This is a genomic window from Kitasatospora sp. NPDC093806 (assembly GCF_040683335.1).
Classification (GTDB): Bacteria; Actinomycetota; Actinomycetes; order Streptomycetales; family Streptomycetaceae; genus Kitasatospora.
The window spans coordinates 17659-38635 of sequence record NZ_JBFBDO010000082.1 but is presented as its reverse complement, the minus strand read 5'-3'; the positions used below and the strand labels follow the sequence as shown (position 1 = coordinate 38635).

Here is a 20977-nt window from a genome sequence, read left to right as displayed (position 1 = left end):
CGGCCGCTCCCCAAGCGGCCGCCGGGGTGGGCTCGGTGGGGCCGGTCGGCGTCAGTGGAACCGCGCGGCGTCAGCGGAACCGTGCGGCGTCGGCGGAACCGCTCGGCCTCAGTGGAACTGCTCGGCCTCGGTGGAGCCGGTCAGGGCGAGCGTCTCGGCGTTCGGGTTGAGCGCGGTGGAGACCAGGTCGAAGTAGCCGGTGCCGACCTCGCGCTGGTGCCGCACGGCGGTGTAGCCGTCCGGCACCGCGGCGAACTCGGCCTCCTGGAGGTCGACGTAGGCGGTCATGCCGTGCTCGGCGTAGCCGCGGGCGAGCTGGAACATCGAGTGGTTGAGCGCGTGGAAGCCGGCCAGGGTGATGAACTGGAAGCGGTACCCCATGGCGGCCAACTCGCGCTGGAACTTGGCGATCTGGTCGTCGTCCAGCGCCGCCTTCCAGTTGAAGGACGGCGAGCAGTTGTAGGCGAGCAGCTGGTCCGGGTACTCGGCCTTGACCGCCTCGGCGAACTCCCTTGCCTGGGCGAGGTCCGGGGTGCCGGTCTCCACCCAGAGCAGGTCGGCGTACGGGGCGAAGGCCAGCCCGCGGGAGATCACCGGGGCCATGCCGGGCTCGACCCGGTGGAAGCCCTCGGCGGTGCGCTCGCCGGTGCAGAACCGGGCGTCCCGCTCGTCGACGTCGGCGGTCAGCAGGTTGGCGGCGAGGGCGTCGGTGCGGGCGACGATCAGGGTCGGCACATCGGCGATGTCGGCGGCCAGGCGGGCCGAGTTGAGGGTGCGGATGTGCTGGGAGGTGGGGACGAGCACCTTGCCGCCGAGGTGGCCGCACTTCTTCTCGGAGGCCAGCTGGTCCTCGTAGTGGATCCCCGCCGCGCCCGCCGCGATCATCGCCTTGGTGAGCTCGAAGGCGTTCAGCGGCCCGCCGAAGCCGGCCTCGGCGTCGGCCACGATCGGCACCAGCCAGTCCGGGCCGTCGTTGCCCTCGGCGGCGTCGATCCCGTCCGCGCGCAGCAGCGCGTTGTTGATCCGGCGCACCACCTGCGGCACCGAGTTCGCGGGGTAGAGGCTCTGGTCCGGGTAGGTCTGGCCGGCCTGGTTGGCGTCGGCGGCGACCTGCCAGCCCGACAGGTAGACGGCCTGCAGCCCGGCCTTGACCATCTGCACGGCCTGACCGCCGGTCAGGGCGCCCAGCGCGTGGACGTAGTCCCGCTCGTGCAGCTGCCGCCACAGGCGCTCGGCCCCACGCCGGGCCAGCGTGTGCTCCTCGCGGACGGTGCCCGACAGCCGGACGACGTCGGCGGCCGTGTACGTCCGCTCGATGCCCGCCCAGCGCGGGTCGGACGCCCACCGGGCGGTCAGCTCCGCCGCCTGCTGCTCCTGCTGCTGCCGTACCGACTGGGTCACCGACTGGGTCATGGATCTGCTCCCGAGATTGCTCGTTGCGAAGGATGTGAGGACGGTCACCTGGCACGTGGACAAGCGGCCGGGACTCCCGGAAGGGAGGGCCTTCGTGGGTGCGCCGACCGGCTACGGCAACGACTCTGGCAGCCCCGGAGCACGCCGTCACCGCTGGCGGGAAGCCAACATTTGCGAAGCGCGTCCTGCCAATCGGCGAAGCTTGCGAAGGCCTCCGTGCCCCGTCCGCGGCTATGCTGCCGGGCAATGGGTGGGCCGGGAGTGAGGGGGGAGCCGGGTGGGGAGGACCTTTGCCGGTGCGCGGTTGCGGCGGCTGCGGGAGGACCGGGGGCTCAGTCAGGCCGCCCTGGCCCGGCTGATCGAGCTGTCGCCCAGCTACCTCAACCAGTTGGAGCACGACGCCCGCCCGCTCACCGTCCCGGTGCTGCTGCGGCTCACCGAGGCGTTCGGGGTTGACGCCGGCTACTTCGCGCCGCCCGACACGGCCCGGCTCACCGCGGACCTGCGCGACTCGCTCGGCGAGGAACTCGCCGCCGGGCGGCTGAGCGCGGGTGACCTGGAGGACGTGGCCGCCCGGCTGCCGGCCGTCGCCCGGGTGCTGGCGGACCTGGGGCGCGGTCGCCGGGCGGCCGCCGAGCAGCTCTCCCTCCTGGCGGGGGACCGCGGCCCGGGCGCCGACACCGCCCGCTCGCCGCACGAGCAGGTCCGGGAGTTCTTCTACCGCCGCCGGAACTATGTCCATGAACTCGATCTCGCCGCAGAGGAGTTGGCGGGCGAGATCGGCCTGCGGCGGGGCGGGGTCCGGGCGGTGCTCGCCGAACGGCTGGCGTCCGCGCACCGGGTCCGGCTGGCCGGCGGAGGGGAGCACCTCCACGCCTACGACCCGGCGACCCGGGTGCTTCGGCTGTCGGACCGGCTCCGTCCGGGGCAGCAGGCGTTCCGGATGGCCACCCAACTCGCCCACCTGGAACAGGACGCGCTGCTCGCCGGGCTCGCCGCCGAGGTCGGCCCCGAAGGCTCGGCGGCCTGGGCGCTGACCCGGATCGGACTGGCCAACCACTTCGCCGCCGCCCTGGTGTTGCCCTACCGCGTCTTCCACGCCGAGGCGGAGTCCGCGCGCTACGACATCGAGCACCTCGCCGACCACTTCGGCCTGGGCTACGAGACCGTCTGCCACCGCCTCAGCACCCTCCAGCGGCCCGGCCTGCGCGGGGTGCCGTTCTCCTTCGTCCGGGTCGACCGCGCCGGGAACGTCTCCAAGCGGCAGTCCGCCACGGACTTCCACTTCTCCCGCACCGGCGGCACCTGCCCGCTCTGGAACGTCTACGAGACCTTCGCCGCCCCCGGCCGGGTCCACGTCCAGGTCGCCGCCATGCCCGACGGCCGGCGCTACCTCTGGACCGCCCGGGCCGTCACCCGCTCACCCGGCGGCTGGGGCCGGCCCGGCAAGACCTTCGCCGTCGGCCTCGGGTGCGAGATCCGGCACGCCCATCGCCTGGTGTACTCGGCCGGCCTCGACCTCGCCGACCTGGCGGCGGCCACCCCGATCGGCCTGGGCTGCAAGGTGTGTGAGCGGGACGCCTGCCCCCAGCGTTCCGCGCCCGCCATCGGCGTCCCCCTCGTCGTCGACGAGCACACCAGTACCTTCGTCCCGTACCCCGGAGGTGGCGCCGGAGCGTCGGCCCGGACGGCCGAGGGCTGAGCCCCGCTACCCTGGCGGCTCCGCTCCCGTCCCGGGTCGGCGTCGGGCCAGGTGGACGACGATGTCGGCGGCGATCGCGACCGTCCCGGGCAGGGCCCGCTCGATCACCTCGAAGGCCCGCCGACGCGTCGCCGGCGGCAGCTGGCGGTACGCCGAGACCGTCGACAGATAGCCCAGGTAGTCGGCGGCGCTCGCGGTCCAGCGCCGCTCCACAACGGCCTGCCGGACGTCGTGGAACAGCGGGGAGCGCTCCAGCTCCGTGCCCGGCCACTGCATCGCCGCCGCCGGGGCGGTCCCGTCGGGGGACGGCACCCCGTCGCTCTCCAGGAACGGCGCGCGTGCCGCGCGCACGGCCTCCTCGACCGCCGGGTCGGCCGGTCCGACCGGCCCGCCGAAGCAGGCGAACACCCCCTCCGGCTCCAGCAGCCCGGCCACCCGCGACCACCGGCCGTCCGGGCGGGTCCAGTGCAGGGAAGCCGCCGCGTAGACCAATCCGTAGCTCCCGACGGGCCGCAGCTCCTCGAACGCGGCCTGCTGGGTGGTCACGTCGGCGGGCGCGGTCCGCTCCAGTACGGCCAGCATGGCGGCGTCGGGCTCCGTCGCCGTGACCGCGATGCCGCGCCCGGCGAACAGGCGGGTGGCCTTGCCCGTCCCCGCGCCGATCTCCAGGGCGGTCCGGACCGGCCGACCCGCGTACGCCTCCACCAGCCGCGCGAGCTCCTCGGGGTAGCCGGGCCGGAACCTCTCGTAGGCTTCCGCGATCTCACCGAAGCTCAGTGCGCGAGCAGACATGCCGAGCATCCTGGCACGACCGCGCCGGGCGCGGCGTGCGGCCGTCGGCGCGCGGGGCCGCGCGTCGAACGGCCCCGTCGGCCGGTACCCGTCCGCCGGCGTGGGGCCGGGGACGGACGACGCCGACGGACGCGGGTGGTGCGGCGGGGTCAGGCCAGTTCCAGGACCCACAGGTCGGGCGTGGTGCCGAGGATGATCTGACTGCCGTTGCTGTCGAAGTTCTCGGCGTGGAACCACTTGCCGGAGCTCACGCCCTGGAGCGCGACGTAGTTGGTGTTGGGCACGGTCACCAACCTGAACTTCTGCTCGTCGGGCACGTTGTTCGCGTCGCAGCCGACCGTGACCAGCCAGGCCCCGATGGGGCCGTTGCGGTCGACCCCCATGCACCACTGGCGCCAGGCGTCGCGGAAGACCACCTGCTCGGTGCCGTCGGACTGGCGCTTGCGGCAGAGTTTCCACTTCTGATTGGACGCGCCGCTCCACTGGTACTGGATGACCGACCCGTGGTTCCAGGAGGACTGGGCGACGGTCATGGCCAGCTCGTTGAACATGGGGCGGTTGGCGGCCTTGATGCGGTAGTAGATCGGGTCGCAGACGTAGTCGCTCTCCCGGTCCTGGGCCGTGGCGGTCGGGGCCGAGGCGAGCATCAGGGCGCCGAGGACCGCGGTGGTGCCGAGCGCGGTCAGGCGGCGGAGTGATCGGGACATGGTGAACTCTCCTTCACAGCTGAGGAGTCGGGGAGGTGTGCGCGGGCGGCCGGAGGGCGTCGAGCCCGGTCGTCAGCAGCCGAGCCGCTGCCGGGCGGCGTTGCGGAGGGTCCCGGCCGGCTCCGGGGAGGCGCACGACACGGTGCCCTCCTCGGGGTACTCGAAGGTGGTGTAGGTGCCCTTGCCGTTCGGGGTCGTGTTCACCCAGAAGCCGATGCTTCCGGCACGGGCGCAGGTGTACTCCACCCACTCGCCGGAGACCTTCCGGGTGCCGCGGTAGAGGCCGTAGTAGCCGGGCTTGTTGAGGTTCCAGGTGGTCGACGCGGTGGTGGTCGTGGTGGACGAGGTGGTCGTCTGCACGGAGAAGCCGACGGTGGCGGACACCTTGAAGAACAGGAAGCTGGCGGAGGCCGAGATCTGAGTGTTCCGGTTGACCGTGGTGGTGACGGTGTCGACACGGGTCAGGACCTGGGTGCGCTGGCCGGTGGTGCCGTCGGTGACGTTGACCGCCGAGAAGTCGGTGACGACGGGATCGATCTGGGTGCTGAGGACGTCGTGCCAGACGCTGTCCACGGCCGGATTGCAGGTGCCGCTCGGCGGCCCCGCCAGGGGCGTCGCGGCGGCCGCGCCGGTGGCGTTCGCCAGGCCGAGCGAGGCGACGGCGGTCAGCAGGACGGCGGTCGACGCCACCGCCCGGCGCAGGGTGTGCTGACGGGGGGTGCGGTTCGGCGGGTTCATGGGGGCTCCCTCTCTGGAACGGAGTCGGCCGGTGCGGTGCCCGTCGAGGTGCGGGGCGGGTGTGGTCCGGCTCGGAGAGAACCCTGCCTCGGCCCGTCATGATCCCGGCACGATCGGGTCACGTTGTGCGCACGGTGGAGTCCCCGCCGGCCGCGCCGCTCCGGCCCGTCGCTCCCCGGGTGGGGTCAGTTCCCGCTCTGCGACCTGGCCCGGTAGGTGCGCTTCTTGGCGAGGGCGCCGCAGGTCTTCATCGAGCACCAACGGCGGGCGCCCGCGCGGGAGGTGTCGACGAACGGCGTGCCGCACGCGGGGTTCCCGCAGATGCGGACGCGGGTGCGGTGGTCCGACCGGCAGAGCTCGATCAGATCCCGGGCGACCATGGAGAGCACCGCCGCGATCCCGTCCCCGTGCCAGTGCACCGAGGCCGCGTCGGCCGAGAGTTCGGGGACGGACGTGGGCTCGGCGGCCGCGCGGTTGATCAGCGCGATGTCCTCGGGGGCGGGCGCGGCTTCCGCCGCGAGGGCCCGGCCGGTCCGCTGGACGGCCTCGCGCAGTCTCCTGGCGAGACCCAGATCGGCCTCGGTGCAGGCCGGCGCCGCCGCGGTGCAGCCGCTCTGCACGCTCCAGCGGCCCAGGTCCTCGGGCCGGGCCAGCCGTTCGAAGGGCGTGTCCGTGCCGCGATCGGCCAGGGTGCCGGCGAAGGCGAAGCAGAGTCGCGCGTCGTCGAAGCGGAAGTCGGCCTTGGCGCGCTGGCGCCCTTCGCGTCGACCGTCCTTGTAGTCCATGTCCACCACTCTATGCGGTTGACATCGCGCCGGACAAGCGCCTAGCTTTCGAGTCCACCGGTTGAACCGGTGGACTTTCGAGCATCTTTCCCGCACCCCGAGCCACCATCCCGAGCCACCATCCCGAGCCACAAGGAGGCCGCGTCCATGCGCGCCGCAGTCATCGAGGAACTCAACAAGCCGCTCGTCGTCCGCGACGTGCCCGATCCCGTCTGCCCGCCGGACGGCGCGATCCTGCGCGTCGGCGCGAACGGGATCTGCCGCACCGACTGGGCCCTGTGGGCCGGGAACTTCTGGACCGGCGGGCCGAGCGTCAAGCCCCCGTTCGTCCTCGGCCACGAGTTCGCCGGCACCGTCGTCGAGGTCGGCCGGGAGGTGCGGGACTGGCGGGAGGGCGACCGCGTCATCTTCCCGATGAACCCCGGCGAGGGCTCCTGCGAGATGTGCCGCAGCGGCAACCAGCAGGTGTGCGAGCACGTGGACGCGCTGGTGCCCGGGGTGTCCTACTGAAGCGCCTTCGCCGAGTACGTCATGGTCCGCTTCGCCGATGTCAACCTGGTCCGGGTGCCGGAGTCGGTCGGCTTCGTCGACGTCGCCGCCCTCGCCTGCCGCTACATGACCGCCTTCCACGGCGTCGTCGACCAGGCGAAGGTCCGCGGCGGGGAGTGGGTCGCGGTGTACGGAGCCGGCGGCGGCATGGGTCTGTCGACGGTGGAGATCGCCGCGGCGACGGGCGCCAACGTGATCGCGATCGACATCACGGACGAGAAGCTGGAGGCCGCGCGGGCGCTGGGCGCGGTCCACACCGTGAACGCGGCCAGGGACGAGCCCACGGAGGCGGTGAAGACCCTCACCGGCGGCGGAGCGCATGTGTCGGTCGACTCCGTCGGGATCGCCGAGGCCTGCCGCAACTCCGTCCTGTCCCTGCGGACGCGCGGCCGCCACCTCCAGCTCGGGCACACCACCGCCGCGGAGCGCGGGGACGTCGCGCTGCCGATCGACGTCATGATGGTCAAGGAGCTGGAGATCCTCGGTGCCTTCGGCATGCAGGGCCAGCGGTTCGGCACGATGCTGAACATGATCGCCGCCGGCCGCCTCAACCCCGGCCGGATCGTGACCCGCACCGTCGGCCTCCACGAGGCGAGCGGGGTGCTGGAGTCCCTGGAGACCTACGGGCCGACCGGCGTGGTCGTCATCGACGAGTTTCGGGCCTGAGCCGTCCGCCCCCCCGTCCGTCCCCCCGCCCGGTGCCGCGCGGAGCGGCGCCCACCCTGGAGAGAAAGCAGGAACGATCATGCCCGCTTCCCGTCTGCTGATGGACCGGGAGCTGAGCCGGGCGCTCGACGGCGTCCCGATGACGCCCAACGGCGCGTTCGACCTCACCGACATCCCCGCGACGCGCGCGGCGTTCCGCGCGCAGGCCGAGTCGATCGCCGCGAGCGAGCCCGACGACCCGTCGGTCACCACGGAGGAGTACCGCGTCGCCCGGGCGGACGGCCCCGACGTGCCGGTCCGCCTGCTGCGGCCCGCGACCGCGCGGGGACCGCTGCCGGTGATGCTCTGGTTCCACGGCGGCGGCCAGGTGCTCGGCTTCGCCGCCCAGGACGACCCCTGGCTCAAGCGGCTGTGCGCGCGGCTCGGGTGCGCCGTCGCCGCGGTCGACTACCGGCTCGCCCCGGAGACGCCCTCACCCGGCGCCGCCGAGGACGGCTTCACCGCCTACCAGTGGCTCGTCCGGGAGGCCCGGGCCCTGGGGCTGGACGGTGCCCGGATCGGCATCGCGGGCCAGAGCGGCGGCGGAGGCATCGCGGCGGCCACCGTCCTGCTGGTCCGGGACCGCGGCGGCGCGACGCCCCTGTTCCAGTCGCTGACCTACCCCATGCTGGACGACCGCAACGTGACCGCGTCGAGCCACGAGATCACCGACATCGGCATCTGGGACCGCGCCACGAACATCCTGGCCTGGCAGGCGATCCTGGGGGACCGCACCGGAACCGACGACGTCTGCCCGTACTCGGCCCCGTCCCGCGCGGAGGACCTCGGCGCGCTGCCGCCGACCTTCATCGCGGTCGGCGACCTCGACTGCTTCCGCGACGAGGACCTCGACTACGCGGCCCGTCTGCGCGCCCACGGAGTCCCGGTCGAACTGCACCTCTATCCGGGTGCCTACCACGCCTTCGACCTGTTCGCCCCGGAGTCCCGGCTCGCGGCCACCTTCCAGCAGACCTGGCTCAACTACCTCACCCGCCGGTTCCAGGAGACAACCGCGGCCCCGTGACGTACCCCGGCCGGCTCGCGGGCCGGTGGCGCCCCCGACCGAGGAGTTCGGTCGGGGCCCGCCGCGGTTTCAGGGCTTGAGGGCGACGGCGGCGTAGGCGGAGGCCTGGGCGTCGGTGATCTCGGGCTCGGGGGTGCCGGGGTCGGGGCGCCAGCGGTGGGTGGCCACCAGACCGGGGTCGAGGATCTCCCAGCCGTCGAAGAAGCGGGCGATCTCCTCGCGGGCCCGCATGCGCACCCGCGTGCCTGCCGCGGCGTAGACCTGGGCGACGCGTTCGGTCTCGACCGGCGCGAACTCGGGTGTGCCGTGGCTGATGACGAGCGCGCTGCCCGGGGCGAGCGCGGCCTTCAGCCGCTCGACCACGTCCCGCGCCTCCCTATCGTCCGGCACGAAGTGCAGCAGTGCCACCAGGCTGAGCGCCACCGGCCGGGCGAGGTCGAGCGTGTCGAGCAGTTCGGCGGACTCCAGGATGGCCTTCGGTTCCTGGACGCGGGCCTGGACGTAGGCGGTGCGGCCCGCCGGGTCGGAGTGCAGCAGCGCCTGGGCGTGGGCGTAGACGATCGGGTCGTTGTCGGTGTAGACGACGCGGGCGCGCGGGTTCACCCGCTGGGCGACCTCGTGGAGGTTGGGGCTGGTGGGGATCCCGGTGCCGATGTCCAGGAACTGCCCGATGCCGAGGCCGGCCAGCAGCCGGGTGGAGCGGTGCATGAACGCGCGGTTCGCCCCGGCCGCCAGCGGCGCCCAGGGGAAGACCGCCAGGGCCTGGCCGGCCGCCTCCCGGTCGGCCGCGAAGTTGGTGGTCCCGCCCAGGTAGTAGTCGTACATCCGGGCCGAGTGCGCCCGGTGCAGCTGCAGATCGACCTGGACGCCGTCGTTGTTGCCGCTGCCCATCGCCATGTCCCCCTCTGTTCCCCCTGGTCCGCCCACCCGGTCGGCCGCGCCACCCCGCGCGCGCCATGCGGGGCACGCTCGGGCGCGCCAGGCGCGCACCCCTCCGGTGAAGAGGCTGCCCACGGTCGGCGTCCGGCAACCGGACGGTGGACGAACGAGTGCGTTCGATGATCGTCGCCGACCCGGGCCAACCTACGTCAACGGCAAGTGACTGCCAATCAGCCGAACTCGTAGTCGGACTACTACTGTCGGTCAGTATTCTTGGCGTCTCCTTTGCACCTGGAGGCCCCCACTGCGCTTGCATGTTCCACGGGGGCTCGGGAGGTTCCGTCGCTCACGCTCGGCGGCCCGGCCGCGGACACGGGGAGGACGACATGACGATCGATCGGCAGGCGCCGCCCTCCGCGGGCGCGCGCAGGGGAGGGCAGGCCATGAACGACAGCAGCGCACCGGACGGTGCCCGTCTGCGGCTGACATTCGAGGCGTTCTGCGACATCCACGAACGCGCGTGGGCGGGCTTCGCCCGCACGCAGGTCGGCGCCCACCACGCGGCCGCCGAACTCGTCGTCGCCGACATGAAGCAACACCTGCTCCGCAACTGGGCGTTCGCCCTGCGCCAGGAGATCCCCGCCGCCTACGCCTGGCGCCTCCTCAAGGAGCACATCGGCTCCTGGCTCGACACCCAGAGCCAGCCCGCCGCCGTCCAGACCGCCGCGATGGACGCCGTGATAGCCGACTTCTGCCGGCGGGCGCGCTGGAGCCTGGAGAACCTGCCCGAGCAGATCGGCCTGCTGAGCGCGATCCTCGGCCTGCCCGAGCGTCAGCGCGACATCATGATCCTCACCCACTGCCTCGACCTCGACGACGACGAGGCCGCCGCCTACCTCGGCACCCCCACCGCCACCCTGCGCTCCAACCGCCGCCACGCCCGCCGCCGGCTCGCCGCCGCGATCGGCCGGCCCGACCTCGCCGACCGGGAGAAGGAGACCAGGTGAAGCAGCACATCGACGACGGCAGCCTCTGCGCGTGGCTCGGACACGACCCGGCCGCCACCGGATCCACCGGATCCACCGGATCCACCGGATCCACCGCGCCCACCGCGTCCGCCTTGCCCGTGCCGGCCGAGGTGTTCACCGGCACCGCGGCCGCGCCGCCCGCGCAACCGCCCAAGGTCACCGCCGCGCCGCCGCCGTTCCCGTCCACCCACGAGCAGGCGGCCCACGAACTCGGGCTCGCCACCGCGCTGGTCCTCAACGACGACCGCGCCGGCACCTCGCTGGAACTCCTGGTCGACAGCCCCCACATCCACCCCGAGGGCGCGCTCGTCCTGGGCTGCCTGCTCGCCGTCACGGACCGGTCCGACGCGGCGCAGTTCTGGTGGCAGTTCGCGGCCGGCTCCGGCAGCACGACCGCCGCCTACCTCCTGCACCTGCACCACCAGCAGCTCGGCGAGACCCGGGACGCCGCCTACTGGCGCGCCCAGGCCGAGGAACTCGCGAGCAGCCCCCGCCGCGGCGCCCGGGGCCCGCGCCCGGCCAGCCCACTGCTGCCCGAACGGGTCCGGCACGACATCCTGACCCGCTGCCACGAAGGCCTCCGGCCGCGCCTGCCCACCCGCCTCGAAGCGGCGATCAACCGACTCGCCGTCGACAGCGACGACGAGGACTTCGGCGAGATCCCCCAGCCATCCCACACTCTCGTCGACGACCTCGCCGTCAGCCGGTGGCCGTAGCCCCGGCGCGGGGCGAGCCGTCGGGCGCGGTACGGCCGCCCACGCCCTGTGCGTGGGCGGCCGTACCGGTGTCCGGAGCCGGCTCGGGCGGAGCCTCCGGGGGAGGGGCCGTCCGAGCTGTGGGTTCAGGAACCCGCGCTGCTCGTTCGGATCACAGGTGCGGCGTGATCAGGGCGACGACGCGCGCCTTGTTGGCGGGGCCGATCCAGGTGCCGACGATCTTGCCCGCCTTGAACACGTGGAGCGTGGGGATCTGGGTGACACCGTACTTCTGCGTGGTCTTCGGGCTCTCGTCGATGTCGAGCCGCGCGATGGTCAGGCGGCCGGAGTACTCCTTGGCCACCTCGGCCAGCACCGGGTCGAGCGCCCGGCACACGTCGGACCACTCGGCGCGGAAGACGGCCAGCACCGGCCCGGCCCCCTTGACCACCTTCGCCTCGAAGTCCGCGTCGGTCACGTTGATGACGGTGCCTGCCATGAGGAAGTCCCTTCACACGTTCGGGAGATTCGGGAGAGGAGAAACGAACCCGGAAGCGCTCGGCTCGCGTTCCGCGTCCCGCGTCCCGCGGATCGAGTCGGTTTCCGGCACGGCGAAGCAGGACCGGCCCGATGGCCCGGTCCTCCCTCGTGATCGAGTCTCCGGGGGAGCCGGGGGCGGTGTCATGAGCGCCTGTTCGGCCACCTCCTCGCGGAAGGCAGAGTGCCTGTTCCGGATGCCTTTCGCGGGTGGCGACGGGCGGTCGGTGATCGATTCTGCTGGTCAGTGCACGTTCGATGCGGATCGTGGTTGACCGGAAGCGGAGTGTGAAAAATGATCATCGGTCTGCTGGCTGGCTGGCTGGCTGGCTGGCGGGTGGCTCGTGGCGGCGGTGCGCGGAAGGCCCACTCCAGGTGTGGAGTGGGCCGGGGTGGGCGAGGCTCGGAGCATGGGATCGATCGTCGTCCTCTTCGAGCTGGAACCCGACGACGCGCTGGGGCCGGAGGGCGTGGAACCGACCGTGCTCGCGGTGCACGCCGCGGGCGCCGACCCCGAGGTGCCCGAGGACCCGCTCCCGCGCACCCTGTGCGGCCTCGACACCGGTCCGATGGAGCACACGCACTACCGCCCCCGCCACCCCGGCGAGCCCTGGTACCCGCCGAGCGCGGCCGACCGGCGCTGCCACGCCTGCGAGGCGGCCCTGCGGGCCCTGTGAGCGGGCCGTTCGCAACGGTGACCGGACGTGACCGGAGTCGAACGGACAGATGCGCCACGAGCGGGGATTTCCACGCGCGCTCCTGAGGACGTTTCCGGACCGCCGAGACGGATAGCCGCTGCGTCGACGGCATCCCGGGCGTCCGAGCGGAAGGAGCCCGACGCCATGGCACACCGACCGCAGCGAGACCGGACCGACGCCATCGAGCAGGTCTGGGGCTTCAGCGTGCAGACCGAGCCCTGGGCCGAGGGCACCGTGCTCGCGCTGCGCGGCGAACTCGACCTCGACGCCGTGACCGACCTGTACGCCGCCCTGGACGCGGCGCTCGCCACGCCCGGCAGCGTGATCGTGATCGACTGCGCCGGGCTGGAGTTCTGCGACTCCAGCGGACTCAACCTCCTCGTCCGCGCCCGGGCCGACGCGGCGGCCGGCGGCAGCCGGATCGAACTGGCCCGGCCCGGCCCGCTGCTCCGGCGCCTGCTCGAACTCACCGGCGCCGCCGAGGCCTTCACCATCCGCGAGACCATACCCAGCTGACCGGCTGCCGGGCCGACCAGTCGGCGAGCCAGCGGATGGGAAGCACCATGAAGACCGCGGCCGCACTCTTCGACACCGACGGCACCTGCTCGACACCACCTACCTGTACTCCCCGAGCTGGTGGGAGGCCTTGTGCCAGTCCGGCACCACGCCCGGGGCTTCGCAGCGCCGCCGTCAGATCGAGACGGTCCCCGTGCAGGTGGCGAGGAGGTCGCCGGGGGCCATGGAACCGGGGCCGAAGGCCTCGTTGACGGCGTTGGCGAACTCGGGCTGGACGGAGAGGCGGGCGTCGGAGAGGGCCAGGTCCACCCGTGGCGGGACGACGGACCGGACGTCGCCGGTGATGGTCGGCCGGGCGGCGATGTCGAAGACCGACATGCGGGTGCCGGCGGGGTCCAGCGCGGTCTGGACGGTGAAGCTGGTGTCGCCGGTGAGGCTGCCGTCGCTGGTGGAGATCTGGACGTAGTGGCCGGCGGCGTCGGTGAGGGTGAACCCGCCTCGGGTCGTCGCGCGGATGTAGACCGAGTTCGCCAGGGCGATCGGGTTGCCGACCGAGGCCAGGTCGATGGTGGCCGTGCCCGTCGCGCCGACCAGGCGGAACGCCGTCGGATCGCTCCCGGGCAGGAAGGGCTTGAAGGTGACGCCGTCCTTCTGCCAGGCGAGTCGGCACTCCGCGGCGCCGGTCCCCAGGGGCACCGTGACGAAGCTGCCGGCGAAGGCGAAGGGAGCCGCTGCCGCGGTCAGGACCGTGGCGGAGGCGATGGCGAGGATCGTTCTGCGTGACATGGGGGAGGGCTCCTGTGTGGCGGTGTCCCCCCAGCGGTGGCCTGGCTCCACCGTCCTCGCGTGCGGCCGGCCGGGGCAACCGAGGGCAGCCGACTGGCCGTACGTATACGCCCTTCCGGTCCTGATCGTCGACGTCACCGGACGCCGGAGATATCCGGGAGCCGCGCGCGGGGAGGGATTCGGGAGGTCGGCGTCGGCGCGGAGCTTCAGCGGTTCGGCAGCGGCCGTCGAAGGCCCGCGTAGGGCGAACCCTGTCGTGACGAGGTTGGGAGGCGGCGGTCGGTGAGTGGTCGGGCGTGGGTGGCGAACCGAAAGCGTCAGGTGGGCGGCGGGGCCGGCGCGGCCGCTGTGGCCCCACGGGTGAACACCGCCGCCGCCGTCGCATCCGCGCCGGGGGCGCTGCCGCTCCTCGGGCACGGGCTGCGCCTGGTGCGTGACCCGCTGGCCTTTCTGTCCTCGCTACCCGCCCACGGGGATCTGGTACGGGTCGGTCTGGGCCCGCACCGGGTCGTCATGGTCTGCGATCCGCAGCTGACCCGACAGGTCCTGCTGGACACGGCCACGTTCGACAAGGGAGGCCCGCTCTACGATCGGCTCGGAGAGTTGCTCGGCCGCGGGCTGGCCACCTGTCCGGCCGGCGAACACCGGCGGCTGCGCCGGCTGAGCCAACCGTCCTTCCAGCCGGACCGGATGGCGGTGTACGCCGGGGCGATGTCCGACCTGGCCGCCGGCCTGGCGGACTCCTGGGAACACGGGCAGGTCGTCGACGTCGCCCGCGAGTCGAACAGACTGACCACGCGCATCCTGGTGCGGGCGATGTTCTCCGCGTCGGCGGACGAGCGGCTTCACGAGCACATGATCGACGACGTGGAGACCGTGGTGCGGTGCGTGTTCCGCCGGTCGATCGCTCCGGAGCCGGTCAACCGGATCCCGACGAGGGCGAACCGGCGCTACGAGCGGGCGCTGAGCCGGATGCGGGGCCATCTCGGCGACGTCATCGCGGCTCGGCGGGCCGATCCGGCCGACCACGGGGACCTGCTGTCCGCGCTGCTGCGGGCGGGCGAGTCCGCGGGCCCCGATGCCGATCCGGCGCTGACGGAGCAGGAGATCGCCGACCAGGTGATGACGTTCTTCGTCGCGGGGACGAAGAGCACCGCTTCCACCCTGGCCTGGGCCCTCCACCTGCTGGCCACGCATCCGCGGGAACAGGCCCGGATCCAGGATGAGGCCGACCGGGCGCCGGCCACGGGATGGGCACCGACCGCCGGACGGGCACCGGGCGCGAGCCCGCCCGCGCTCCCCGAGGCGGAGCAGGTCATCACCGAGACTCTGCGGCTGTATCCGCCGGGCTGGTTGCTGACGCGACAGGTCACCCGGGACACCACCCTCGGCGCGACCCCGATCGCGGCCGGGACGACGGTCGCCTTCAGCCCCTGGATCCTGCATCGCCGGCCGGACCTGTATCCGGACCCGGACCGCTTCGTCCCCGGACGCTGGGCCACCGGCCAGACCCGGGGTGCGTACATCCCCTTCGGCGCCGGGGCGCGCCAGTGCATCGGGGGTCGCTTCGCGGTGACCGAGATGGCCTTGGCCCTGACCCACATCGCGTCGCGCTGGCAGCTGGTGCCGGCCGGCCGCGCCCCGAGAGTGGCGGCTGAGGCGGCTCTGGTTCCCCAGGGCCTGCGCCTGCGAGTCCTGGCCCGTGACCCCGCCCGTCGTGACCCCGCCGGTCGCGCATGACAACCCGCACGAGACCCGCCACCGTCGGCAGATACGGAACGGAGCCGCACGCATGCCCCGTCCAGCCTTCACCCTTCCGGACGTCACCTGCCCGTTCCCCTCGACCTTCGCCGACCGTCCCCATCCGCAGAGCGAGGAGGTGGAACGGGAGGTCCTCGAACTGCTCCGGGACAGCGGCATGCCGGACACCCTGCGGGGCACGCTCGCCGGAATCCGGTTGGGTGAGTTCACCGGCCGGCTCCACCCCGCCGCCTCCCGGCCGGGCCTGCGCCTGATCATGCTGAACAACGCGCTGTCCTGCCTGCACGAGGACTGGATCGCCGAACAGGACGAGGGCGGGCGGTTGCGCAGTGCGGCCGCCATGACGGCCGCCTATCGACGGGCCCTGGCCGTCTTCGACGGATCCCGTCCGGGCCCCCACGATCTCCCGCTCGCCCGGGCGACCGGGCTGGTCGCGCAGGCACTGCACGACCTCGGCCGGCCCCAGCACACCCGGCGCTACCGCACGACACTGCGCGAGTACTGGCACGCCCACCTGTGGGAAGTCGATCTGCAACGACAGCACGCCATCCCCTCCCTGGCCGAGTACCGGCAGCTGCGGCCCCACGTGCTGGGCATCCGGGCGCTCAGCGAACTCCTGCCACTGGCCGGTGGCACCCCCGTCCCCGCGCACCTGCTCGACCACCCCGTCGTCCAGGCGCTGGCGCGGCTGATCGTCAACCACCACGTCCTGGTCAACGACCTGTTCTCGCTGGCCAAGGAACTGCACGGGGAACGACCGGTCAACATCGTGCTGGTGCTCTGCGCCGAGCAGGGCCTGACCCTGCAGGAGGGCGTCGACGCCACCGCTCGCGCCATCGAGGGCGAGCTCGCCGCCTACCTGCGGCTGCGGGCCGCGCTGCCCCGGCTGGGACTCCAGCACCCGGCGCTGCTGCGCCACCTCACCGACCTGGAACGCCTGGCGGCCGACGCCATCGCCTGGCACGCCGCAGCTCCCCGGTACAGAGTCCCACCTGCTGCGCCCTGCGTGGCCCCTTCCGGCGGGGCGGAGCGGTGAGTCTCCAGCCGGGGCCGGTGCGCGACGACGGCCTGGACCGCCCGAACCACCTGAATCACCTGAGTCACCTGAACCGCCTGATCGGTGGACTCGGATCCGACGGCGGCGCCATCACCCCGTCGGTCTACGACACCGCCCGCGTCGCCGTTCTCCTCCCCGACCGGCCCCGCACCGAGCGGATGCTCGACTGGCTCGCCCACCGGCAGCAACCCGACGGAGGCTGGGGCAGCCCCGAAACACCGCCGGCCCGGGACCTGCCGACCCTGGCCGCCATCCTCGCCCTGACCCCGCACCCGGCCCACCGCGCGACCGCCGAACGAGCCGCCGAGTTCCTGCGATACCACGCCCCACGACACTGGGCGGGCCCGGTCCCGCAGGACATCCCGGTCGGACTGGAACTGCTCCTGCCCCCGCTGCTGGCCCAAGCCCGCACCGCCCACCCCACGCTGCCCACCACCCTCTACGACGCGCTACGCGCTCTGGGCGAGCACCGACGACGCCTCATCGCCAGCCATGCACCGCACCCCCCGGGCACCGCGGCCGTCCACTCCTGGGAAAGCTGGGGCGGCTGGGGCGGCACGTCGCAACCGCTGCCGGTCGACGGCAGCGGCGGTATCGGCCACAGTCCGGCCGCCACCGCCGCAGGCCTGCACCACCTCGGCGCGGAGGACCGCGCCCAGGCCGACACCCTGCGCACGTACCTCACCCGGGCCGCCGCCAACCGGCCCCCGCTGCTGCCCACGGTCTGGCCGATCGACGTCTTCGAACGGACCTGGGCCCTGCACGCCCTGGCCCTGGCCGGCCTGCTCGACCACCCGCGCCTCGCCGACTCCTGCACCCGCCAGCTCGACCTGCTCCAGGCAGCACTCACCCCGGCCGGCCTCGGAATGAGCGAGCACTTCGCACCCGACGGGGACATCACCGCCACCGCGAGCCTCACCCTCGCCCTCGCGGGCCGCCCCACCGACCCCGCCGTGGTCGAGGGGTTCCGCCACGGCGACCACTACCGCACCTACCCGGGCGAACTCCAGCCCTCGCTGACCACCACCGCCCACGCCCTCCATGCCCGGGCGCACACCGGCCAGACCAGTCCGACCGGGCCCGTCCATCGCTTTCTGCGCGAGCGTCAGGGCGCGGACGGCCGCTGGAGCGGTGACAAGTGGCACACCTCCTGGATCTACACCACCGCTCACGTCCTGTTCGCCCTGCCCGCCGGCACCGCCACCCGGCGCGGCATCGAAGCCCTCCTGGCCGCCCAACGACCCGACGGCGGCTGGGGCGCCCAGCACCACGCCACCGCCGGCGAGACCGGGTACGCCGTCCTCGCCCTCCACACCCACCGCACCGCTGACACCGCCCCCGCTCTCGCCCGCGCCGCCCACTGGCTCGCCCGCTGGCAGGAGTCCGGTGGGGTCTGTGACTGCCTCCTGTGGACGGGGAAGGAGACGTACTGCCCGCAACGCGTCGACCGCGTCGTCGCCCACGCGGCCCTCCTCGCGGCCACCCGGGCCACCCGGCCCGGCGCCCCCGACTGACCGCCCACATGGGCCGCCAGGGCGAACACCTCCCCGAACGGCCTCAGCCCTGCCTGGCCTGGGCCTCCCTGGCGGACGCCTCCAGGCGGTCCCGGTAATCCCGGTACCAGGCCTCGTCGCCGCCGTCCATGTTGCCGTTGTCCTGCCGCAGACCGACCGTGCCGTCGATCAGCTCGCGGACGATGTCGGCGTGGCCGGCGTGCCGGTGCGTCTCGGCCGTCAGGTGCAGCATGATCCGCTGGAGCGTCACCTCGCCGTTCTCCCACCAGGCGACGTGGCCCATCGCATCGAGCGGCAGCGCCTCGATCGTCGCGTCCGCGTGCGCCCAGGCCCGGTGGTAGAGGCCGAGGACGTCCTCGCGCGACTCGTCGGCGGTCGCCCACATGTCCGCGTTGGGCTCGGCGCCCTCCTCGAACCAGGGGAGCGATTCGTCGTGCGGACGGCCGAAGGTCGGGCCGAAGTACCCGAGTTCGACGCTGGCGAGGTGCTTGACGAGGCCGAGGAGGTTGGTGCCGGTCGGCGTCAGGGGGCGGCGGATGTCGTACTCGGACAGCCCGTCCAGCTTCCAGACGACGGCCTGGCGGGCCGCCTTGAGGTAGTGGTGCAGGTCGGCTTTCGGATCAGTGGGCTTCATGCGGCCGAGTGTCGCATCAGCCACCGACAACGGGCCGGTGGATCCTGGTCCGGGCTTGGTCCGGACCTGCTCCCGGGCGCCGCCGGGGAGCACGCCGTCGTCGTCGGATGCACCGGTCCGCGCCCCGCACCTGGCCGCCGGGAAGTCGATCGCGGTCAAAACCGGCGTCGCGGCCCCGCCCGGCGGCCTGGTGGACCGCAACGGCAAGACGCTCGACGCACCGTCGCTCACCCCGCTGCTGAGCAGCCTCGCCGACGCCGTCCCCGCGACCGCCGCCGGTGCGTCCGTGGTCATCACGGACGACGCCGGCCGGGACAGACCCGAGCACCTGTTCACCATCGACGGCCCCGGATCAGCGCCCCCGCTCAAGCTGACCATCGACGCCGGCCTCCAGGCTGCGGCCGAAGCCGCGGTACGGACCCAGTCCAGGAACGGCACCCGGCCCGCCTCCCTGGTGGCGATCGAACCGAGCACCGGCCACATCCTCGCCCTCGCCGTGGCCTCGATAGCCGCCACCGTCCAGAACGGAACGTTCCGCCAGCCGGTCCTGATCCCGGGCCTGCCCCAGCAACCGCCCGCCCGCACGCTCTCGGCCGGCACCCTCAAGGGGCTGCGCTCGATGATGAGCCGCACCGCCCGCTCCGGCACGGCCGCCCCCGCCATGACCGGCCTGAACGGCGACATCGGCGCGAAGACTTGCACCGCCGAGATCGACGGCAGGCCCGACAACAGCTGGTTCACCTCCTACCGCGACAACCTCGCCGTCGCCGCCGAAGTCGAGGGCGGCGACCACGGCATCGACGCCTCCGCCCCGGCAGCCGCCGCGGTCCTGGCCCTCGGCAACGGCTGACGGGCAGACGCGGGATCCGGCAGCGGCTCGGCGGCCCGGCGCCATACGGGCGGCTCGCCGCGAACGACCAGGCCGCCGTCCATCGCCGGCAGTTCGGGACTTCCCGGCCACGGCGACGGGGTCGACGGCTGGTGCACCAGGCCACCGGGACCGGTTCGCGGTCGGCGGGCAAGCCGCTGGTGCGTACGGTTCGTGGGCGGCGGGTTGTCCCGATCGGCGTGCGACGGGGTGGGGCGGGGCGGTCTACCTTCTGCGGGACCCGAACGGTGTACGACGCAGGGAGTGATGGGCGTGAACTGGTTGATCCACGACTACCGGGGGGAGGACCTGGCCGCCGTCGTGCATCTGATCGACAGCACCGCCGGGCTCGGGCAGGAGTCCGTGTTCCCGCTCGCCGAGTGCATCGCCGCGCTGACCGCGCGTCAGCCCGCCGTCGTCGCGGTGCACGGCGGCACGCCGATCGGGGCCGCGCTGGCGCAGGTGGCGGGGACGGGGGAGCGGGCCTGGGTGATGCGGGTGGCGATCGCCCCGGCCTGGCGCGGCCGGGGGCTGGCCAGCGCGCTGCTGCGGGAGCTGGAGCGGCGGCTGGTCGAGCTGCGGGTGCGGCGGATCGCCTATGTGCTGCCGGAGGAGGAGCTGCTCGGCGAGGGGCTGCACAACGCGGGCTACCAACGACGGCCCGCCGCAGCGTACTTCGAGAAGACCGAGCCCGCCGCCGGCCCCGCGGTCGGCACGCTGGACGAGCTCGGCGGGCGGCTGCTGAGCGGCGACCTGTGGGAGCAGGTGGCCGGGATGACCGCGGAGAAGGAACTGATCGAGCGGCGGATCGTGCTGCCGCTCGCGGAACCCGAACGCGCCGCCCGGCACGGGGTCCGGCCGCCGCGGGCGATCACCCTGTTCGGGCCGCCCGGCACCGGCAAGACCACCTTCGCCCGGGCCATCGCCTCCCGGCTGGGCTGGCCGTTCGTCGAACTGCTGCCCTCCCGCCTCGCCGACCAGGGCAACCTGGCCGCCGCGCTGCGCAGCGCGTTCGCCCGGATCGGCGAACTGGAGCGGGTGCTGGTCTTCATCGACGAGGTGGAGGAGATCGCCCCCGTGCGCGGCGCGGCCGGTCAGCCGGGCGCCGTGCACGGGGTGACCAACGAACTGCTCAAGCTGATCCCGGGGTTCCGCGAACGCGACGGCCGGCTGCTGGTCTGCGCGACCAACTCGGTCCGCTCGCTGGACCCGGCGTTCCTGCGCACCGGCCGGTTCGACTACGTCATCCCGATCGGTCCGCCGGACCCGGACGCCCGCGCCGCGATCTGGTCCCGCTACGCCCTCGACGCGGACCGCGTCGACGTGGACGTGCCGGCGCTGGTGGCGGCGAGTGAGCGGTTCTCGCCCGCCGACATCGAGCACGCCGCTCGGCTGGCGGCCCAGACCGCCTTCGAACGCGACGACGCCGTCCCCGGGGCGACCACCGCGGACCACCTCGCCGCGATCGGGGCGAGCCGTCCGACGGTGACCGCCGCCATGGTCGAGGCCTTCCGCGCCGACATCGGTTCCCACGCCCGGCTGTGAGGCCAGAATGAGCCCCGGCCGGCGCGGAAGTCCCCGTCCTGACA

The 20977-nt window shown here is 73.4% G+C and carries 22 protein-coding genes; 13 read left to right on the top strand and 9 right to left on the bottom strand.

What is annotated here, in order from left to right; all coding sequences use genetic code 11:
- Window positions 1-108: 108 nt before the first annotated feature.
- Window positions 109-1413 carry an isocitrate lyase gene (aceA, locus tag AB0N76_RS29265; protein ID WP_363562128.1) on the bottom strand — a complete coding sequence of 435 codons (1305 nt, stop codon included), beginning with the start codon at window positions 1411-1413 and terminating at the stop codon, window positions 109-111.
- Between the two features lie 277 nt (window positions 1414-1690).
- Between aceA and AB0N76_RS29260 the strand changes: the two genes are divergently transcribed.
- Window positions 1691-3115 carry a short-chain fatty acyl-CoA regulator family protein gene (locus AB0N76_RS29260; protein WP_363562126.1) on the top strand — a complete coding sequence of 475 codons (1425 nt, stop codon included), beginning with the start codon at window positions 1691-1693 and terminating at the stop codon, window positions 3113-3115.
- 6 nt (window positions 3116-3121) lie between these two features.
- On the opposite strand, the gene AB0N76_RS29255 is transcribed toward AB0N76_RS29260, so the two are convergent.
- From AB0N76_RS29255 to AB0N76_RS29240, 4 genes are all read right to left on the bottom strand, one after another.
- Window positions 3122-3907, bottom strand: coding sequence for a class I SAM-dependent methyltransferase (locus tag AB0N76_RS29255; protein ID WP_363562124.1), 786 nt, complete (start codon window positions 3905-3907; stop codon window positions 3122-3124).
- A 149-nt stretch (window positions 3908-4056) separates the two neighbouring features.
- Entirely contained in the window at window positions 4057-4614 is a 558-nt protein-coding gene (locus AB0N76_RS29250; protein ID WP_363562122.1) for a hypothetical protein, read from the bottom strand.
- A gap of 72 nt (window positions 4615-4686) precedes the next feature.
- On the bottom strand, window positions 4687-5352 hold the full coding sequence (locus AB0N76_RS29245; protein ID WP_363562120.1) for a hypothetical protein: 666 nt from the start codon (window positions 5350-5352) through the stop codon (window positions 4687-4689).
- Window positions 5353-5537: 185 nt separating this feature from the next.
- Entirely contained in the window at window positions 5538-6137 is a 600-nt protein-coding gene (locus tag AB0N76_RS29240) for an ABATE domain-containing protein (protein WP_363562119.1), read from the bottom strand.
- A 147-nt stretch (window positions 6138-6284) separates the two neighbouring features.
- On the opposite strand from AB0N76_RS29240, the gene AB0N76_RS29235 reads away from it, so the two are divergent.
- From AB0N76_RS29235 to AB0N76_RS29225, 3 genes are all read left to right on the top strand, one after another.
- Window positions 6285-6647: an alcohol dehydrogenase catalytic domain-containing protein gene (locus AB0N76_RS29235; RefSeq protein WP_363562117.1), complete on the top strand. Its 363-nt coding sequence runs from the start codon at window positions 6285-6287 to the stop codon at window positions 6645-6647.
- 21 nt (window positions 6648-6668) lie between these two features.
- Window positions 6669-7352 carry a zinc-binding dehydrogenase gene (locus AB0N76_RS29230; RefSeq protein ID WP_363562115.1) on the top strand — a complete coding sequence of 228 codons (684 nt, stop codon included), beginning with the start codon at window positions 6669-6671 and terminating at the stop codon, window positions 7350-7352.
- A gap of 79 nt (window positions 7353-7431) precedes the next feature.
- Entirely contained in the window at window positions 7432-8415 is a 984-nt protein-coding gene (locus AB0N76_RS29225) for an alpha/beta hydrolase (RefSeq protein ID WP_363562113.1), read from the top strand.
- Window positions 8416-8484: 69 nt separating this feature from the next.
- Here the strand turns inward: AB0N76_RS29225 and AB0N76_RS29220 are convergent, their stop codons facing one another.
- On the bottom strand, window positions 8485-9312 hold the full coding sequence (locus AB0N76_RS29220) for an SAM-dependent methyltransferase (RefSeq protein ID WP_363562111.1): 828 nt from the start codon (window positions 9310-9312) through the stop codon (window positions 8485-8487).
- A 425-nt stretch (window positions 9313-9737) separates the two neighbouring features.
- Between AB0N76_RS29220 and AB0N76_RS29215 the strand changes: the two genes are divergently transcribed.
- Window positions 9738-10301: a sigma factor-like helix-turn-helix DNA-binding protein gene (locus AB0N76_RS29215; RefSeq protein ID WP_363562109.1), complete on the top strand. Its 564-nt coding sequence runs from the start codon at window positions 9738-9740 to the stop codon at window positions 10299-10301.
- Entirely contained in the window at window positions 10298-11038 is a 741-nt protein-coding gene (locus tag AB0N76_RS29210; protein WP_363562107.1) for a hypothetical protein, read from the top strand. Before AB0N76_RS29215 ends, AB0N76_RS29210 begins: the two co-directional genes overlap by 4 nt.
- Before the next feature lie 151 nt (window positions 11039-11189).
- On the opposite strand, the gene AB0N76_RS29205 is transcribed toward AB0N76_RS29210, so the two are convergent.
- A complete protein-coding gene (locus AB0N76_RS29205; RefSeq protein ID WP_363562105.1) occupies window positions 11190-11516 on the bottom strand; it encodes a thioredoxin domain-containing protein in 327 nt (108 codons plus the stop codon).
- A 448-nt stretch (window positions 11517-11964) separates the two neighbouring features.
- On the opposite strand from AB0N76_RS29205, the gene AB0N76_RS29200 reads away from it, so the two are divergent.
- Both AB0N76_RS29200 and AB0N76_RS29195 read left to right on the top strand, forming a co-directional pair.
- Entirely contained in the window at window positions 11965-12231 is a 267-nt protein-coding gene (locus AB0N76_RS29200; RefSeq protein WP_363562103.1) for a hypothetical protein, read from the top strand.
- Between the two features lie 165 nt (window positions 12232-12396).
- The gene (locus AB0N76_RS29195; RefSeq protein WP_363562101.1) at window positions 12397-12768 is read left to right on the top strand and encodes an STAS domain-containing protein; all 372 of its coding nucleotides are present in this window, start codon (window positions 12397-12399) and stop codon (window positions 12766-12768) included.
- 174 nt (window positions 12769-12942) lie between these two features.
- On the opposite strand, the gene AB0N76_RS29190 is transcribed toward AB0N76_RS29195, so the two are convergent.
- Window positions 12943-13554, bottom strand: a complete 612-nt coding sequence (locus tag AB0N76_RS29190; protein ID WP_363562099.1) for a hypothetical protein — start codon at window positions 13552-13554, stop codon at window positions 12943-12945.
- Between the two features lie 360 nt (window positions 13555-13914).
- On the opposite strand from AB0N76_RS29190, the gene AB0N76_RS29185 reads away from it, so the two are divergent.
- The 3 genes from AB0N76_RS29185 to AB0N76_RS29175 are packed head-to-tail and all read left to right on the top strand — an operon-like array spanning window position 13915 to window position 17886.
- Window positions 13915-15294: a cytochrome P450 gene (locus tag AB0N76_RS29185; RefSeq protein WP_363562097.1), complete on the top strand. Its 1380-nt coding sequence runs from the start codon at window positions 13915-13917 to the stop codon at window positions 15292-15294.
- A gap of 52 nt (window positions 15295-15346) precedes the next feature.
- Window positions 15347-16351, top strand: a complete 1005-nt coding sequence (locus AB0N76_RS29180; RefSeq protein WP_363562095.1) for a terpene synthase family protein — start codon at window positions 15347-15349, stop codon at window positions 16349-16351.
- Entirely contained in the window at window positions 16348-17886 is a 1539-nt protein-coding gene (locus AB0N76_RS29175; protein ID WP_363562093.1) for a prenyltransferase/squalene oxidase repeat-containing protein, read from the top strand. Before AB0N76_RS29180 ends, AB0N76_RS29175 begins: the two co-directional genes overlap by 4 nt.
- A 43-nt stretch (window positions 17887-17929) precedes the next feature.
- Here AB0N76_RS29175 and AB0N76_RS29170 read toward each other — a convergent pair whose 3' ends face one another.
- Entirely contained in the window at window positions 17930-18520 is a 591-nt protein-coding gene (locus tag AB0N76_RS29170; RefSeq protein WP_363562091.1) for a DinB family protein, read from the bottom strand.
- Between the two features lie 55 nt (window positions 18521-18575).
- Here AB0N76_RS29170 and AB0N76_RS29165 point away from each other — a divergent pair, with 55 nt between their 5' ends.
- Both AB0N76_RS29165 and AB0N76_RS29160 read left to right on the top strand, forming a co-directional pair.
- Window positions 18576-19370: a penicillin-binding transpeptidase domain-containing protein gene (locus AB0N76_RS29165; protein WP_363562089.1), complete on the top strand. Its 795-nt coding sequence runs from the start codon at window positions 18576-18578 to the stop codon at window positions 19368-19370.
- Window positions 19371-19661: 291 nt separating this feature from the next.
- On the top strand, window positions 19662-20933 hold the full coding sequence (locus AB0N76_RS29160) for a bifunctional GNAT family N-acetyltransferase/ATP-binding protein (RefSeq protein ID WP_363562087.1): 1272 nt from the start codon (window positions 19662-19664) through the stop codon (window positions 20931-20933).
- Window positions 20934-20977: the final 44 nt, after the last annotated feature.